Raw genomic sequence first — 15,718 nt, forward strand, 5'->3', positions numbered from 1 at the left:
CGATGCGACCGGCAACCACTGGGTGGACGGCGCCATTGCCGGCTCCGGCGGCACGGCGCGGCCGATCATGATCAGCCGCATCACCGGTGGCGATCCGATGGGCGCCACGCAGTTCAACCACGGCCGGCAGGCGGAAGAGTTGGTGCAGGCCGGCCTGATGCGCGACCTCACCGACGTCGCCACCAAGGGCAAGTGGACTGATGTCGTGCGGCCGAAGAGCCTGCTCGACGGCTGCACCATCGACGGCAAGATCTATTGCGTGCCCGTCAACATCCATTCCTGGCAGTGGCTGTGGCTGTCCAACGAAGCCTTCGCGAAGGCCGGCGTGCCGTTGCCGAAGGACTGGAATGAATTCGTGGCGGCAGCGCCGGCACTGGAGAAGGCCGGCATCATCCCGCTCGCCGTCGGCGGGCAAGCCTGGCAATCCTCCGGTGCCTTCGACGTGCTGCTTGCGGCTGTGGGCGGCACGGACACGTTCCTCAAGGTCTACAAGGACAAGGATGCCAAGTTCGCCGCCGGGCCCGAAGTCGCCAAGGTCTTCAAGGCCGCGGACGATGCCCGCAAGATGGCGAAGGACACCAATGTGCAGGACTGGAACCAGGCGACCAACCTGGTCATCACCGGCAAGGCGGGTGGCCAGATCATGGGCGACTGGGCACAGGGCGAGTTCCAGGTTGCCGGCAAGACCGCCGGCAAGGACTATACCTGCCTGCCGGGCCTTGGGCTGAACGAGGTCATAGCCACGGGCGGCGACGCCTTCTACTTCCCGCTGCTCAAGGATGCCGACAAGAGCAAGGCGCAGGAGGTGCTGGCCGAGACGCTGCTCGATCCCAAGACGCAGGTTGCCTTCAATCTGAAGAAGGGTTCCCTGCCGGTGCGCGGCGACGTCGATCTCAACGCGGCGAACGACTGCATGAAGAAAGGCCTCGCCATCCTCGCCAAGGGCGCCGTCATTCCATGGACGGACCAACTGCTTTCGCAGGACACCCAGAAGCAGAAGGAAGACCTTTTCGCCGAATTCTTCGCCAAGCCGGAATTGACCGTCGAAGACGCACAGAAGCGCTTCGCCGACCTCATCGCTTCGGCGGACTGACGCTGGCGGCAAGCCACCTCGCTCCCGGCCTTGCGAATGCAGGGCCGGGAATGCACCGCCCTTACCCAGCCGGCTGACGAGATGAGCAAGAGCGAACGCCCCAACCTTCTGTTCCGCAACCTCAATGCGAAGGTCGCCTCGATCCCGATGATCCTCACCGCCATGGTGGTTTTCGTCGGCGGCACCGTTTGGACGGTGCTCTATTCCTTCACCAATTCGAAGCTCTTGCCGCGGCTGAATTTCGTCGGGCTCGACCAATATTACCGGCTGTGGGCGACGCCGCGCTGGCTGATCTCGATCGAGAACCTGCTGATCTACGGCGCGATCTCGCTGGTGTTCTCGCTGGTCATCGGCTTCCTGCTTGCAGCACTGCTCGATCAGAAGATCCGCTTCGAGGACACGTTGCGCACCATCTTCCTCTATCCTTTCGCGCTCTCCTTCATCGTCACCGGCCTGGTCTGGCAGTGGCTGCTCAATCCGGATTTCGGCATCCAGCATGTGGTCCGTGACTTAGGCTGGACGAGCTTCAGCTTCGACCCGCTCTACAATTCCAGCATCGTCATCTACGGCATATCGATCGCGGCGCTGTGGCAAGGCACAGGGCTCATCATGTGCCTGATGCTGGCTGGCCTGCGCGGCATTGACGAGGACATCTGGAAGGCGGCGCGGGTGGATGGGATCCCGATGTGGAAGACCTATCTGTTCATCGTCATCCCGATGATGCGGCCGGTCTTCATCACCACGCTCGTCATCATCGCTGCCGGCATCGTCAAGGTCTATGACCTCGTCGTGGCCCAGACCAGCGGCGGCCCAGGCATCGCCTCCGAAGTGCCGGCCAAATACGTCTACGACTATATGTTCTTCGCCCAGAACCTCGGCCAGGGCTTTGCTGCCTCGACCATGATGCTGCTCTCGGTGGTGATCGTCATCGTGCCCTGGGCCTATCTCGAGTTCGGGCGGCGCAAATGAGCATGGCAGACATCACCGCTCAAGCAAGCACCGCCGCCGGCGCGCGCCAGGGCATCACCGATCCCTACGGCCCGAAGCCGCGCCGCGTGATTTCGCGCCGCAACGTCTTCCTATACGGCACATTGTTCGTCATGGCGGTCTACTACCTCTTGCCGCTCTACGTCATGGTCGTCACCTCGCTCAAGGGCATGCCGGAGATCCGGCTCGGCAACATCTTCTCACCGCCGCTCGAGATCACTTTCGAACCGTGGGTCAAAGCGTGGTCGACTGCCTGCACCGGCCTTAACTGCGACGGGCTCTCGCGCGGCTTCTGGAATTCGGTGCGCATCACCGTGCCGTCAGTGCTGCTGTCGATCGCCATCGCCTCGGTGAACGGTTATGCACTGGCCAATTGGCGCTTCAAGGGCGCCGATACGTTCTTCATCATCCTGATCGTCGGCGCCTTCATTCCCTACCAGGTGATGATCTATCCGATCGTCATCATCCTGCGCGAGATCGGCCTCTATGGCAGCCTCAGCGGGCTGGTGATCGTCCATTCCATTTTCGGCATGCCGATCCTGACGCTGCTGTTCCGCAATTATTTCTCCTCGATGCCGGAGGAGCTGTTCCGGGCGGCACGTGTCGACGGTGCCGGCTTCTGGGGCATCTTCCTGCGCATCATGCTGCCGATGTCGCTGCCGATCTTCGTCGTCGCCATCATCCTGCAGGTGACCGGCATCTGGAACGACTTCCTGTTCGGCGTCGTCTACCCCCGCCCCGACACCTATCCGATGACGGTGCAGCTCAACAACATCGTCAATTCGGTGCAAGGCGTGAAGGAGTACAACGTCAATATGGCCGCAACCATCCTGACCGGGCTTGTGCCGCTCATCGTCTACTTCATCTCCGGCAAGCTTTTCGTACGTGGCATCGCCGCCGGCGCGGTGAAGGGGTGATGGCGATGACGGCAGCCAACGATACCAGCGTTTCGATCCAGGACCTGTCGCTGAATTTCGGCGCGGTGACCGTCCTGGAGACGCTCAATCTGGATGTCGCCGATGGCGAGTTCATCGTGCTGCTCGGGCCGTCCGGCTGCGGCAAGTCGACCTTGCTCAACTGCATTGCCGGCCTGCTCGACGTTTCCGAAGGCCGCATCTTCATCAAGGGCAAGAACGTCACCTGGGAAGAGCCCAAGGACCGCGGCATTGGCATGGTGTTCCAGTCCTATGCGCTCTATCCGCAAATGACGGTGGAGAAGAACCTGTCCTTCGGGCTGCGTGTCGCCGGCACGCCAAAAGAAGAGATCGCCAAGCGGATCACGCGGGCGGCTGAAATCCTGCAGATCGAACCGCTGCTGCAGCGTAAGCCGGCCGCACTTTCCGGCGGCCAGCGCCAGCGCGTCGCCATCGGACGGGCGCTGGTGCGCGATGTCGACGTGTTCCTGTTCGACGAGCCGCTGTCCAATCTCGACGCCAAGCTGCGCGCCGAACTGCGCGTCGAGATCAAGCTGCTGCATCGCAAGCTGCAGAACACCATGATCTACGTCACCCACGACCAGATCGAGGCGATGACGCTGGCCGACCGCATCGCGGTGATGAAGGGCGGCGTCATCCAGCAACTCGATGCGCCGCAGACCATCTACAACCGTCCGGTCAACCGCTTCGTCGCCGGCTTTCTCGGTTCGCCCGCAATGAACTTCGTCGATGGCCACCTGGAAGACGCCGACGGCGGCTGGCGGTTCGCGGCCGGGGATATCAAGATCCCGCTCGGCACTTACGACTTTGCCAAGCCTCCGGCTCCCGGCCCCGTCACATTCGGTATCAGGCCCGAGCATGTCAGCCTGAACAGCGGCACCGGCTGGCCGTTCTCGATGGCCGCCAATGTCGAGGTGGTCGAACCCATGGGCTCCGACACGCTGGTCTGGCTGAAGCTTGCCCAGCAGAATTTCAGCGTCCGAGTGACCTCGGAACGCACGCCCAAGAACGACGAGGCGGTGACGCTTGGATTCGATCCGATGCGCGCCTCGCTTTTCGACACCGCAACCGGCACACGCATCTAGCTTCCGAGAACCAACCTTCCAACGACGATCCCCAAGCAAAACGGACAGAGACGATGAATTGGTCATTCCAACTTTACAGCGCCCGCAATTTCCAACCCTGGGACGGTGTGCTCGCCATGCTCGGCAAGCTCGGCTACGCCCAGGTCGAAGGTTTCGGCGGCGTCTATGATGATCCCCAGGCATTCCGCGCCGAGCTCGACAGGAACGGGCTTGCCATGCCGACTGGGCATTTCTCGATCGACGCGCTCGAGAACGATTTTGACGGCGTGCGCAGAACCGCCGACGCACTCGGTATCACGCTGCTCATCTGTCCTTTCCTGATGCCCGACCAGCGGCCATCCGACGTGGCCGGCTGGCGTGGTTTCGGCGAACGCCTGGCCAAGGTCGGTGATGCCGCGAAAAAGGCCGGCTACGGCTTTGCCTGGCACAATCATGATTTCGAGTTCAAGAAACTTGCCGACGGATCGGTGCCGCAGGACCACATCCTGTCATCCGCGCCCGATGTCAGCTGGGAGATGGACGTTGCCTGGGTGGTGCGCGGCGGCGATGATCCGCTGCCGTGGATCGAGAAACACGGCAAGCGCATCAGCGCCGTCCACGTCAAGGACATGGCCAAGCCCGGCGAGGGGCTGGATGAGGATGGCTGGTCGGATGTCGGCCATGGCACCATCGACTGGGCCGCCCTGATCAAGGTGTTGCGTGCCAGGAGTGCTGCCCAATACTACGTCATGGAACAGGACAACCCCAACGACATCGAGCGTTTCGCCCGCCGCTCCATCGCAGCCGCCAAAACCTATTAGGAGCAACCAGCATGGCAAAGAAACTTGGCATCGGCGTGATCGGCTGCGGCAACATCTCGAAGGCGTATTTTTCGCTGGCGCCGCTGTTCCGCGGCATTGAAATGCGTGCCTGCGCCGACATCAACATGGAGGCGGCCAAGGCTCGGGCGAAGGAGTTCAAGCTGCGCGCCGACACCGTCGAAGACCTGCTCAAGGCCGACGACATCGACATCATCGTCAACCTGACCATCCCGGCGGTGCACTATGAGGTGTCAAAGCAGATCCTCGACGCCGGCAAGCACGTCTATTCGGAAAAGCCGTTCGTGCTGTCGGTCAAGGAAGGGCTCGACCTTAAGAAGCGGGCGGAGAAAAAGGGTCTGCGCATCGGCTCGGCGCCAGACACTTTCCTCGGCGGCGCGCACCAGCTGGTACGCAACCTGATCGACACCGGCAAGCTTGGCAAGGTCACGAGTGGCACGTGCCATGTCATGGGCCACGGCATGGAGCACTGGCACCCCAATCCGGATTTCTTCTTCCAGCCAGGCGCGGGGCCGGTGCTCGACATCGGACCATATTACATCACCAATCTGATCCAGCTGATCGGGCCGGTGAAGCAGGTCGCGGCCTTCGCGACGACGCCGGCCAAGGAGCGCACGATCAGTTCAAAGCCGCGCGCGGGTGAAAAGATACCGGTCAACACGCCGACAACCATCCACGGGCTGCTGGAGTTCGAGAACGGCGCCGTTATCACGCTCAACACCAGCTGGGACGTCTGGGCCCACGGCCACGCGCCGATGGAGCTTTATGGCGAGGCGGGTACGGTGTTTGTGCCGGACCCGAACTTCTTCGGTGGTGACGTTCGCTTCACCGTCGCGGCCAAGCCGGTCAAGAAGCTGCCGAACTGGCCGCATCCGTTCGGCGTGCCCAACGAGATGCATTCGCAAGGCATGATGGCCAACTACCGCACGTCAGGCCTTGCCGATATGGCGGTGGCGATCGCGGAAGGTCGGCCGCACCGCTGTTCGATGGAGCTGGCGCTGCACGCCGTCGACGTGATGACCAGCCTGCTGCGTTCCGGCGAAACCGGCAAGTTCGTCGCCATGCAGACCACCTGCGAACGGCCGGCCGCACTTGGCGTCAAGGAAGCCAAGGCGCTTTTGGCGAAGAAGAAATAGGGCAGCACACCTCAACCCTCTCCCCGTTTCGACGGAGAGAGGGTAAGGGTGGGGGGCAGAGCCAACTCGCCGCGTTGTGACGAATGCAGCCGACCGGCTCGTTTCCATTCGAGGATTTTCCGATGCCCTACACGCCCGCCGAAAATCGTTACGAGAAAATGGTCTACAACCGCTGTGGCCGCTCCGGCCTGAAGCTGCCGGCGATCTCGCTGGGCCTGTGGCACAATTTCGGCAACGACACGCCGCACAAGACCAAGCAGGCGATCGCGCGCAAGGCCTTCGACCTCGGCATCACGCATTTCGACCTCGCCAACAATTACGGTCCGCCGCCCGGTTCTGCCGAAACCGCCTTCGGTGAGATCCTGCGCACCGACTTCGCTGCCTACCGCGACGAACTGATCATCTCGACCAAGGCCGGTTACCAGATGTGGGCCGGGCCCTACGGCGAATGGGGTGGGCGCAAATACATTCTGGCCAGCCTCGACCAGAGCCTCAAGCGGATGGGGCTCGACTATGTCGATATCTTCTATTCGCACCGTTTCGATCCCGACACGCCGCTGGAAGAAACGATGGGTGCGCTCGACCATGCCGTGCGCTCGGGCAAGGCGCTCTATGCCGGCATCTCGTCCTACAATTCGCAGCGCACGCGCGAGGCGGCCGATATCTTGAAGCAGCTTGGCACGCCTTGCGTCATCCACCAGCCGAGCTATTCGATGCTGAACCGCTGGGTGGAGGAAGACGGCTTGCTCGACACGCTCGAAGGGCTCGGCGTCGGCTCCATCGTGTTCTCGCCGCTGGCGCAAGGCATGCTGACGGACAAGTATCTCGGCGGCATTCCGGACGGCAGCCGTGCGTCGCAGGGCAAGTCGCTGAAGACAGCCTTCATCAACGACAAGACCATCGCCAACATCAAGGCGCTCGACGCCATCGCCGGCAGGCGCGGACAGACGCTGGCGCAGATGGCGCTGGCCTGGGTGCTGCGCAAGGGGAGGGTGACCTCGGCACTGATCGGCGCCAGCCGGCCGGAGCAGGTCGAGGACTGCGTCGGCGCGCTCAAGGCGCTCGACTTCAGCGATGCCGAACTCGCCGAGATCGACACATACGCGCGCGAATCCGACATCAATCTGTGGGCGGCTTCTGCCGAGCGCAAAGGCCCGCCGAGGAAATAGGTCCGCTCGATAAGCCGGCAAAGCGAAAAACGGCGGGCAACCTGCCTGTTGCCCCGCTCCGATCGATGTTCTCGGCGGCCTTGCGGGCAGAATGCTGGAAACAGTAGCAAAAATGCCTGTTCGTCGCTATCTGGATGGGACATGGATCGTTTGTGCGCGGCGCAAGCGACGCAAGGCGAGTTGGAAACAGGATCATGGCGGCAAGGGATGTGCTGACGAAAAACCAGCTGTGCGTGCTCGAGAAACTCGAGACCGCCAGCGGACCGCTCAGTGCCTACACCTTGCTCGACCAATTGCGCGAGCGCGGTTTTCGCGCACCGCTCCAGGTCTATCGCGCGCTCGACACGCTGGTGAAGTCAGGTTTCGTGCATCGGCTTGAAAGCATCAATTCCTTCGTCGCCTGCGCCGAGCCGCATGACCACAGCCATTCGATGACTGCCTTCGCCATTTGCGACACATGCGGGCAGGTCACCGAAATGTCAGACCACGATGTCGGCCACAGCTTGGACGAATGGGTGCGCTCCACCGGCTTCGCCGCCAAGAAGGCGGTGATCGAGTTTCGCGGGACATGTGCCAAGTGTTTGGCTGAGGCGGCTTGAGGTGAGTTGAGATTCAGATGATGCCGGCCTGCAAATGGCGGCTTCCTGCCGCTTCCGGTGCTCACGTACGAAAAGTACGCTCCGCTCCGGTTCTCGGAATCCACCATTTTCGGCTCGGCCTGATCTGAATCTCAACACAACTTGCGTTGGTGCTAATGCGCCTCGTCCCAGTTGTTGGCGGCTCGCGCGTCGACATGCAGCGGCACCGACATTGAGACCGCCGGCATCGCCGCGTTTTCCATGACATGACGCACGACCGGGATCGTCGCCTCGACTTCCGCCTCGACGGTCTCGAAGATCAGTTCGTCATGCACCTGCAGCAGCATGCGTGCCGAAAGGCCTGCTTTTTCCAGCGCCTCCTCCATGCGGATCATGGCACGGCGGATGATGTCGGCGGCGGTGCCTTGCAGGCGGGCATTGATCGAGGCGCGTTCGTTGAAGGCGCGGAGCGAGGGGTTGGACGATCTTATGTCGGGGTAATGGATGCGGCGGCCGAAGATCGTTTCGACAAAGCCGTGCTCGCGGGCATAGGCCTTGGTCTCCTCGATGTAATCGCGGATGCCGGGGAAGCGCTCGAAATATTTCTTGATGTAGTTGCCGGCTTCCTCGCGCGGGATCGACAGCTGGTTGGCGAGACCGAAGGCCGAAATGCCGTAGATGATGCCGAAATTGATCGCCTTGGCGCGGCGGCGAACCTCCGAGGGCATGCCTTCGACCGGCACGTTGAACATCTCCGACGCGGTGATGGCGTGGATGTCGGCGCCGTCGGCGAAAGCCTGCCGCAGTTGCGGGATCTCGGCGACATGGGCGAGCACCCGCAATTCGATCTGGCTGTAGTCGGCCGAGACCAGCCGATGGCTCTTGTCGGTGATGAAGGCGGTCCTGATCTTGCGGCCCTCGGCGGTGCGCACCGGGATGTTCTGCAGGTTCGGATCGGAGGATGACAGGCGTCCCGTCGTCGTAGCGGCCAACGCGTAGGAGGTGTGGACGCGCTTGGTGTCGGGGTGGATGAAGCCGGGCAGCGCATCGGTATAGGTCGATTTCAGCTTGGTCAGCTGGCGCCAGTCGACGATCTTGCGCGGCAGTTCGTGACCTTCGGCAGCGAGATCTTCGAGAAGCTGCGCCGAGGTCGACCACTGGCCGGTCTTGGTCTTCGAACCGCCGGGCAGGCCCATGCGCCCGAACAGGATGTCGCCGAGCTGCTTTGGCGAACCGATGTTGATGCGTTCGCCGATGAGCTGGTAGATTTCCTCTTCGAGGCGAGCGGCGCCCTGCGCCAATTCGCCGGAGAGCCGCGAGAGGATCTGCCTGTCGACCGAGATGCCGCGCTGTTCCATGCGCGCCAGCACCGGCACCAGCGGCCGCTCCAGCCGCTCATAGACCGACACCAGGCCCTTGGCGGCAAGCCGCGGTTTCAGCACCAGCCAGAGCCGCAGCGTCACATCGGCGTCTTCGGCGGCATGAGCCGTCGCCTTGTCGATGTCGACCTGATCGAAACCGACCGAGCTTTTGCCCGAGCCGGTCACGTCCTTGAGCTGAAGAGGAGTATGACCGAGCCACTTTTCGGCAAGCGCATCCATGCCGTGACCATGGGGCGTACCGGCATCGAGCACGTAGGAGATCAGCATGGTGTCGTCGAACGGTGCGACATCGATGCCGTAGCGGCTCATGATGACAAGATCGTATTTCAGGTTCTGCGCGATCTTGAGAACCGATCTGTCTTCGAGCAGCGGTTTCAGCACCGCCAGCGCCTCGCGCAGCGGAATCTGGTTTTCGAGCGCGCCACCACCGAGCAGGTCGCCATTGCCGCTCATGTGGGCGAAGGGAATGTAGGCGGCGCGTCCGGGAGCCGTGGCGATGGCCATGCCGATCAGTTCCGCCTGCATCGGATCGGCGGATGTCGCCCTGACGTCGAAGGCGGCGATGCCAGCCTCCCGTGCCTCGGCGACCCAGGCTTTCAGGGTCGAGATATCGCGGATGCAGTGATAGGCCGAAATGTCGATCTTGCCGGTGGCCGCGCGCTCCAGCCTTAGTGCCGCGAGCAGGGAGGGGGTATCGCCTTGTTTTGACGTCTCCGCCGTCCCGCCGGCTTCGTCCGGTTCAGTGCCAGGCGCGTTTCGGGCAACCGGCGGCAAACCGGCGCCAACGTCCGGGCCATGGGCATGATCGGCGCGTTCGACGGTGACCGCGACGGCCTGGACGTCGCCGGCCTCGGTGCTGGTCGCTTCCGCGACACGGCGGGTCAGCGAGGTGAATTCCATGGTCTTGAGGAAACCGATCAGCTTCGGGCCGTCGGGCGCGTGCAGGACGAAATCCTCCAGACCCTCGGTCACCGGTACGTCGTTCATCAGCGTCACCAGCTGACGAGAAATGCGCGCCTTGTCGGCGTTGGCGATGATCGATTCCCGGCGCTTGTCCTGCTTGATCTCGCCGGCCCGGGCCAGCAGCGTGTCGAGGTCACCGAACTGTTCGAGCAGTTGCGCCGCCGTCTTCGGCCCGATGCCGGGCACACCAGGCACATTGTCGACCGAATCGCCGGTCAGTGCCTGCAGGTCGACCATCTTCTCCGGCGGCACGCCCCATTTCTCGATGACCTCCGGAATTCCGATCTGGCGGTCCTTCATCGGGTCGTACATGGCGACCGTATCGCCAACCAGTTGCATCAAATCCTTATCGGAGGAGATGATGGTGGTATCGCCGCCGGCTTCGCAGGCGAGCCTCGCATAGGTGGCGATCAGATCGTCAGCCTCGTAGCCTTCGATCTCGACGCAGGGCAGGTTGAACGCCCTGGTCGCCTGGCGGATCAGGCCGAATTGCGGGATCAAATCTTCCGGCGGTGCCGAGCGGTTGGCCTTGTATTCGGGGTAGAGGTCGTTGCGGAAGGTTTTTGACGAATAGTCGAAAATGACGGCGAAATGCGTCGGCACGATGCCTACATCGGTATTGCGGGCGTCGAGCATCAGCTTCCACAGCATGTTGCAGAAGCCGGAAACGGCGCCGACCGGCAGGCCGTCGGATTTGCGGGTCAGCGGCGGCAGCGCGTGATAGGCACGGAAGATGTAGCCGGAGCCGTCGACAAGGAAGAGATGATCGCCTTTTTTCATGCCGGCAGGGATAGCGCGGCGCGGCGGCTTGGTCCATGCCAAAGGCAGCCTCGACTATCGGTTCCGGCAACACCCTGACAGATCGCCGTCACCCTGCTCACGCCCATGTTACAAAACTGTAATTTTCGTGCCCTTGAATCGCCACGTTCAGAGACCCAAATACACGTCATCGGCAGTTTTCGCCGAGTCCGGAGCAAGGCCCGTCCCCCGCCTATCCCGGACACCTGCGGCAGCCTATCCCCCCTCTCCGGGCTGCCGCATCGTTTCGAGTAGAAGGCCGCCGTGGTTCCCCCTCCACCACGGCGGTCTTTTTTTGCCTCGCAGAGACGTTTGCAGCCCGTGGTCCAATGATCGCGGGCTTTTCGTTTTCCCGTCATGCCTTTACGGTTCCGGTTCTGAATCGAAAGGCTTCACATATGTCCGCAGTTTCCCCCGTCCTCGACCGTCTCGACAAGAATCTCGACCAGAGCCTCGAGCGCCTGTTCGGCTTGCTCAGGATCAAGTCCATCTCCACCGATCCAGCCTATGCCGCCGACTGCCGCAAGGCGGCGGAATGGCTGGTGGCCGAACTCGAGCTGATCGGCTTCGACGCCAGCGTTCGCGACACGCCCGGCCACCCGATGGTGGTTGCGCACCATGACGGCCCGGCCGGTTCGCCGCATGTGCTGTTTTACGGCCATTATGACGTTCAGCCGGTCGACCCGATCGAATTGTGGGAAAGCGATCCGTTCGCGCCTGCTGTCAAGGAGGTCGGGCCGGACCACAAGGTGATCGTCGGTCGGGGGTCGGCCGACGACAAGGGCCAGTTGATGACCTTCGTCGAGGCTTGCCGCGCCTGGAAACAGGTGCATGGCAATCTGCCTTGCCGCATCACCATCCTGTTCGAGGGCGAGGAGGAATCCGGTTCGCCTTCGCTGAAGCCGTTCCTCGAGGCCAATGCCGGCGAACTCAAGGCCGATTTCGCGCTGGTCTGCGATACCGGCATGTGGGATCGCGACACGCCGTCGATCTGCGTCGGATTGCGCGGGCTGGTGGGTGAGGAGATCACGGTGAAGGCCGCCGACCGCGACCTGCATTCGGGCCTCTATGGTGGTGCCGCCGCCAACCCGATCCGCGTCCTGGCCAGGGTGCTGGCCGATGTCCACGACAAGGACGGCCACATCACCATTCCCGGCTTCTATGATGGCGTCGAGGAAACGCCGTCGCAGATCCTGAAATCATGGGAGACGCTCGGCGAGACTGCCGAGACGTTCCTGGGACCGGTCGGCCTGTCGATCCCGTCGGGCGAAAAGGGCCGCTCCGTGCTGGAATTGACCTGGGCGCGGCCGACGGCCGAGTTCAACGGCATCATCGGCGGCTATACCGGCAAGGGCTTCAAGACGGTGATCGCGGCCGAAGCCTCGGCGAAGGTCTCGTTTCGCCTTGTCCACAAGCAGGACCCGAAAAAAATCCGGGCCGCGTTCCAGAAGTTCGTCAAGGAGCGCATTCCGGCCGACTGTTCCGTCGAATTCCATCCGCATGGCGGCTCGCCGGCAATCCAGCTTTCCTACGACTCGCCCTTCCTGGCCAAGGCCAAGAATGCGCTGTCCGACGAATGGCCGAAGCCGGCGGTTACGACGGGCAGCGGTGGCTCCATTCCGGTTGTCGGCGATTTCCAGACCTATCTCGGCATGGAATCGCTGCTGGTCGGGTTCGGCCTCGACGACGACCGCATCCACTCGCCCAACGAGAAATACGAGCTCAGCTCCTTCCACAAGGGCCAGCGCTCCTGGGCGCGGATTCTCGATGCCTTGACGCGCTGAGCAGCGGAACCCCTGTTTTCCTGTTGATTTTTCAGCCGATCGCGGCGAGGACGGGCCACAAGATAAAGCGCTGCAGCATCCCCTGCGGGTCAGGGGGCACTGTAGGGCTCGACCGGAGAAGACAATGGCCGATATCCGTTTCCATAAAAACGACCTGCCCGACCTCTCGCACTACAATGTCGGGGCAGTGGCCATCGACACCGAAACGCTCGGGCTCAATCCGCATCGCGACCGGCTGTGCGTGGTGCAGATTTCGCCCGGCGACGGCAGCGCCGACGTCATCCAGATCGCGCCCGGCCAGAAGAAGGCGCCGAACCTCGTCAGCCTGCTGAGGAACCGTGGCGTAACCAAGCTGTTCCACTACGGCCGCTTCGATCTTGCCGTTCTCTACAATGCGTTCGGCGTCATGCCGGAGCCGGTGTTCTGCACCAAGATCGCCTCGCGGCTGACCCGCACCTATACCGACCGCCACGGGCTCAAGGACATCTGCTTCGAGCTTCTCGGCGTCGGGCTGTCCAAGGCGCAGCAATCGTCGGACTGGGCGGCCGAGACGCTGTCGCCCGAACAGCTCGAATATGCGGCTTCCGACGTGCTCTATCTGCACCGGTTGCGCGATGTACTGGCCGGACGGCTGGCGCGCGATGGGCGGACCAAGGAGGCCGATGCCTGCTTCCGCTTCCTGCCGACGCGTGCCAAGCTTGACCTGATGGGCTGGGACGAAGAGGATATCTTCGCCCATAGCTGAGGGCCGTTGGCGCGCTCCGCGGGCCGGTGACCGTTTGGAACCGGATACAGGCCGTCGCGTTCTGTCGGCTCAGTTTGTCGGTGCAATTGGGGATAATGACATGGCGGACAGAAAGCCGATTGCGACCGCGCCGACAGACGGCTCCAAGGTCTCCGTGACCTGGAAGGACAGCGACGGCGTCATCAACGAATCCATCGCGCAATATCGCGACGACGGCTGGTGGGTCTATATCGACAGTCACACGCAAAAGAAGGTCGAGCCGACCAGCTGGCGCCCTGCCGCAAGCGACGACGACGATCAATAAGCGCGCCGCTGGTGAGGCCGGCTGCTTTCGAATAGCCTAAGCTGTTGATGTCGAGGCCGATTCGGGCTTTCCGGTCCGCGGTCGCCCTCTTGCTCGGAGGAAATCGCTATGGGTGTCGAAAGCTTGCTCGTCTTCATCATCATCGGTGCCATCGCCGGCTGGCTCGCCGGTCTCATCGTTTCCGGCTTCGGCTTCGGCCTGATCGGCAACATCATCGTGGGCATCGTCGGTGCGTTCATGCCGGCTGGCTGTTTCCGCGGATCGGCTTTTCCATCGGCCGCGGCACTCTCGCCGCGATCATCCATGCCACGATCGGCGCCATCATCCTGCTGGTACTGGTCAAGGTTCTGAAACGAGCCTGAGGCTCGACAACGCAAAGAGCGCGCCATGAAACAGAATACGCTCTATCTCGTCATCGGCGCGCTCGTCGTCGTGGTCATCGCGCTCGGCATCTATGTCTATCGCGAGCAGACCAAACCCAAGGGCGTCGAGCTCAAGATCGACGACAAGGGCATTTCGATCCAGCAGAACTAAGCCATGCGGGGGCGCGACATGGTTGCTTCTGACGCCCCGGAAGACGTCGATCAGCCCCCGATCACCGTGGCGGAGTGGGAGAGGCTGAACCGGCCGCCAAGGCGCGAGGCGCTGCTGCGCTATCGTTGGCGGGTGTTTCGCTTTCTGAGGACATCCGCACCGGTCAGCGAATTGCAGGGGCAAGAGCAGGTATTCCGCGATGCGGTCGTCGCCACCGTGGCCTTCAACCGGCCCGAAATGATCGAATGGCAGATCCACCTGGTACGCCGATACCTGGCCGAGCACGAAAGCTACATCGTTTTCGACAACAGCAACAAGGGCGAGGCAAGGGAAGCAATCCGCGATCTCTGCCGTCGCCAGCATGTCCCCTATGTCGCATTGCCGAAGAACAGGCTGGTCGTCAGCAGATCGCACGGTCAAGCGCTCAACTGGATCGTGCGGAATTTCTTGCCCAGGTTCGGGCCGAAGCTGTTCGGCTTCATCGATCATGACATCTTTCCGACTGAACCGTTTTCGATCCGCGCCCGGATGGAGGGCAAAAGCCTCTACGGCAGCGTGCGGCGCGATACGCCGACGCCAGGCGGCTGGTTCCTGTGGCCCGGCTTCTGTTTTTTCGACGGAAGCCTTTTGCGGCGACGGCTGGATTTCGCCCCGAGCTACAAGTTTCATATGGATTCCGGCGGCGGCAACTGGCCTGTGCTCTACAGGTCGATCGATCCGGCGCTGGTTCGATTCGCTGAAAACAAATCGCTTCGCTTCGGCGCCGGACATGATCAATCCGAGGATTTTTTCATGATGGTCGAGGGCTGGCTGCACGTCACGAACGCCTCGAACTGGAGGCGACAGCCGGTCGACAGGGGCGAACACATTGTCGCGCTGTTGCGGCAAGCCGGCGGTCCCGACCAGCCGGATGTGAAGTTCGAGCCCATCTGAACGAGACAGCGAACAGCGTGGCGTCAGTAACCTGCAAAGAGCAGACGCTGGCGTTTTTGGCTGCCCAACCCCAAGGCCGGCATTCGAACACGACTTAACCCGCCCTTAAATCGCCGCATCTACTCTTCAACCCGAACGCCATAGGCATCGGGGACATCAAGCACAGCGCATGGCGAACCGCAGAGACAGTCGCATCGAACCCAGTTTCGAGGGGCCGCCGCAGGCGCGGTCCTCGGCGGGTCTTTCGGTGAACGAGGAGGATCGCGTCGTGCCGAGCAATCGCAAAGCCTCCGCAAAACGCAAGCCGGCCAAAGGGAAATCGTCGCGGGTCAAGCGCGGCAGAAGCCGGCGCGGCCTGTTCGGCGTGCTCGGCCGGCTGTTCTACTGGTGCTTCGTGCTCGCCATCTGGGGCGGCATCGCCGTGGCCGGCATCGTCATCTACTACGGCGCCAAGACGCCGGCGGCGACGACCCG

Annotated in this window: 14 protein-coding genes and 2 pseudogenes; 15 read left to right on the top strand and 1 reads right to left on the bottom strand. The window is 62.5% G+C overall.

The window, feature by feature from the left end; translation table 11 throughout:
• The 8 genes from ENZ75_RS04115 to ENZ75_RS04150 form a co-directional block, all read left to right on the top strand.
• Nucleotides 1–1,093: ABC transporter substrate-binding protein (locus ENZ75_RS04115; RefSeq protein ID WP_164887723.1), on the top strand; the 1,093-nt coding region annotated here is incomplete at its 5' end.
• Between the two features lie 81 nt (nt 1,094–1,174).
• Nucleotides 1,175–2,062: a sugar ABC transporter permease gene (locus ENZ75_RS04120; protein WP_024504415.1), complete on the top strand. Its 888-nt coding sequence runs from the start codon at nt 1,175–1,177 to the stop codon at nt 2,060–2,062.
• A 2-nt stretch (nt 2,063–2,064) separates the two neighbouring features.
• Nucleotides 2,065–2,997 (top strand): carbohydrate ABC transporter permease, encoded by a 933-nt coding sequence (locus tag ENZ75_RS04125; protein ID WP_164887724.1) that lies wholly within the window; start codon nt 2,065–2,067, stop codon nt 2,995–2,997.
• 5 nt (nt 2,998–3,002) lie between these two features.
• Entirely contained in the window at nt 3,003–4,100 is a 1,098-nt protein-coding gene (gene ugpC, locus ENZ75_RS04130; RefSeq protein WP_027161308.1) for a sn-glycerol-3-phosphate ABC transporter ATP-binding protein UgpC, read from the top strand.
• 53 nt (nt 4,101–4,153) lie between these two features.
• The gene (locus ENZ75_RS04135; RefSeq protein ID WP_063169022.1) at nt 4,154–4,900 is read left to right on the top strand and encodes a sugar phosphate isomerase/epimerase; all 747 of its coding nucleotides are present in this window, start codon (nt 4,154–4,156) and stop codon (nt 4,898–4,900) included.
• Nucleotides 4,901–4,911: 11 nt separating this feature from the next.
• Nucleotides 4,912–6,054, top strand: a complete 1,143-nt coding sequence (locus ENZ75_RS04140) for a Gfo/Idh/MocA family oxidoreductase (protein ID WP_063169021.1) — start codon at nt 4,912–4,914, stop codon at nt 6,052–6,054.
• A 122-nt stretch (nt 6,055–6,176) separates the two neighbouring features.
• Nucleotides 6,177–7,223 carry an L-glyceraldehyde 3-phosphate reductase gene (mgrA, locus tag ENZ75_RS04145; RefSeq protein ID WP_013529545.1) on the top strand — a complete coding sequence of 349 codons (1,047 nt, stop codon included), beginning with the start codon at nt 6,177–6,179 and terminating at the stop codon, nt 7,221–7,223.
• A gap of 194 nt (nt 7,224–7,417) precedes the next feature.
• Nucleotides 7,418–7,822 (top strand): Fur family transcriptional regulator, encoded by a 405-nt coding sequence (locus ENZ75_RS04150; RefSeq protein WP_013529546.1) that lies wholly within the window; start codon nt 7,418–7,420, stop codon nt 7,820–7,822.
• A 152-nt stretch (nt 7,823–7,974) separates the two neighbouring features.
• Here the strand turns inward: ENZ75_RS04150 and polA are convergent, their stop codons facing one another.
• Nucleotides 7,975–10,926: a DNA polymerase I gene (gene polA, locus ENZ75_RS04160; protein ID WP_063170336.1), complete on the bottom strand. Its 2,952-nt coding sequence runs from the start codon at nt 10,924–10,926 to the stop codon at nt 7,975–7,977.
• 416 nt (nt 10,927–11,342) lie between these two features.
• On the opposite strand from polA, the gene ENZ75_RS04165 reads away from it, so the two are divergent.
• The 7 genes and pseudogenes from ENZ75_RS04165 to ENZ75_RS04195 all read left to right on the top strand — a co-directional run.
• Nucleotides 11,343–12,728 carry a M20/M25/M40 family metallo-hydrolase gene (locus ENZ75_RS04165; protein ID WP_063170335.1) on the top strand — a complete coding sequence of 462 codons (1,386 nt, stop codon included), beginning with the start codon at nt 11,343–11,345 and terminating at the stop codon, nt 12,726–12,728.
• A gap of 124 nt (nt 12,729–12,852) precedes the next feature.
• Entirely contained in the window at nt 12,853–13,473 is a 621-nt protein-coding gene (locus ENZ75_RS04170) for a ribonuclease D (protein WP_013529549.1), read from the top strand.
• A gap of 100 nt (nt 13,474–13,573) precedes the next feature.
• Nucleotides 13,574–13,777 (top strand): hypothetical protein, encoded by a 204-nt coding sequence (locus tag ENZ75_RS04175; protein ID WP_013529550.1) that lies wholly within the window; start codon nt 13,574–13,576, stop codon nt 13,775–13,777.
• A gap of 108 nt (nt 13,778–13,885) precedes the next feature.
• A pseudogene (locus tag ENZ75_RS04180) lies at nt 13,886–14,139 on the top strand (GlsB/YeaQ/YmgE family stress response membrane protein).
• A gap of 25 nt (nt 14,140–14,164) precedes the next feature.
• Nucleotides 14,165–14,311 (top strand): hypothetical protein, encoded by a 147-nt coding sequence (locus ENZ75_RS04185; RefSeq protein ID WP_013529552.1) that lies wholly within the window; start codon nt 14,165–14,167, stop codon nt 14,309–14,311.
• Between the two features lie 3 nt (nt 14,312–14,314).
• A complete protein-coding gene (locus ENZ75_RS04190) occupies nt 14,315–15,244 on the top strand; it encodes a hypothetical protein (RefSeq protein ID WP_245469523.1) in 930 nt (309 codons plus the stop codon).
• 169 nt (nt 15,245–15,413) lie between these two features.
• Nucleotides 15,414–15,718, top strand: a pseudogene (locus ENZ75_RS04195) (penicillin-binding protein); the annotation flags it as partial.

Origin of the sequence: Mesorhizobium sp. M7A.F.Ca.CA.002.04.1.1 (genome assembly GCF_004022805.1) — a bacterium.
GTDB lineage: Bacteria > Pseudomonadota > Alphaproteobacteria > Rhizobiales > Rhizobiaceae > Mesorhizobium > Mesorhizobium ciceri.

Bases quoted from the DNA above. Each gene is read 5' to 3' on its own strand.
- ENZ75_RS04170 (WP_013529549.1), top strand. From the start codon at position 12,853: ATGGCCGATATCCGTTTCCATAAAAACGACCTGCCCGACCTCTCGCAC.
- ENZ75_RS04165 (WP_063170335.1), top strand. From the start codon at position 11,343: ATGTCCGCAGTTTCCCCCGTCCTCGACCGTCTCGACAAGAATCTCGAC.
- polA (WP_063170336.1), bottom strand. From the start codon at position 10,926: ATGAAAAAAGGCGATCATCTCTTCCTTGTCGACGGCTCCGGCTACATC.
- ENZ75_RS04140 (WP_063169021.1), top strand. From the start codon at position 4,912: ATGGCAAAGAAACTTGGCATCGGCGTGATCGGCTGCGGCAACATCTCG.
- ENZ75_RS04175 (WP_013529550.1), top strand. From the start codon at position 13,574: ATGGCGGACAGAAAGCCGATTGCGACCGCGCCGACAGACGGCTCCAAG.
- mgrA (WP_013529545.1), top strand. From the start codon at position 6,177: ATGCCCTACACGCCCGCCGAAAATCGTTACGAGAAAATGGTCTACAAC.
- ENZ75_RS04125 (WP_164887724.1), top strand. From the start codon at position 2,065: ATGGCAGACATCACCGCTCAAGCAAGCACCGCCGCCGGCGCGCGCCAG.
- ENZ75_RS04190 (WP_245469523.1), top strand. From the start codon at position 14,315: ATGCGGGGGCGCGACATGGTTGCTTCTGACGCCCCGGAAGACGTCGAT.
- ENZ75_RS04135 (WP_063169022.1), top strand. From the start codon at position 4,154: ATGAATTGGTCATTCCAACTTTACAGCGCCCGCAATTTCCAACCCTGG.
- ENZ75_RS04185 (WP_013529552.1), top strand. From the start codon at position 14,165: ATGAAACAGAATACGCTCTATCTCGTCATCGGCGCGCTCGTCGTCGTG.
- ugpC (WP_027161308.1), top strand. From the start codon at position 3,003: ATGACGGCAGCCAACGATACCAGCGTTTCGATCCAGGACCTGTCGCTG.
- ENZ75_RS04150 (WP_013529546.1), top strand. From the start codon at position 7,418: ATGGCGGCAAGGGATGTGCTGACGAAAAACCAGCTGTGCGTGCTCGAG.
- ENZ75_RS04120 (WP_024504415.1), top strand. From the start codon at position 1,175: ATGAGCAAGAGCGAACGCCCCAACCTTCTGTTCCGCAACCTCAATGCG.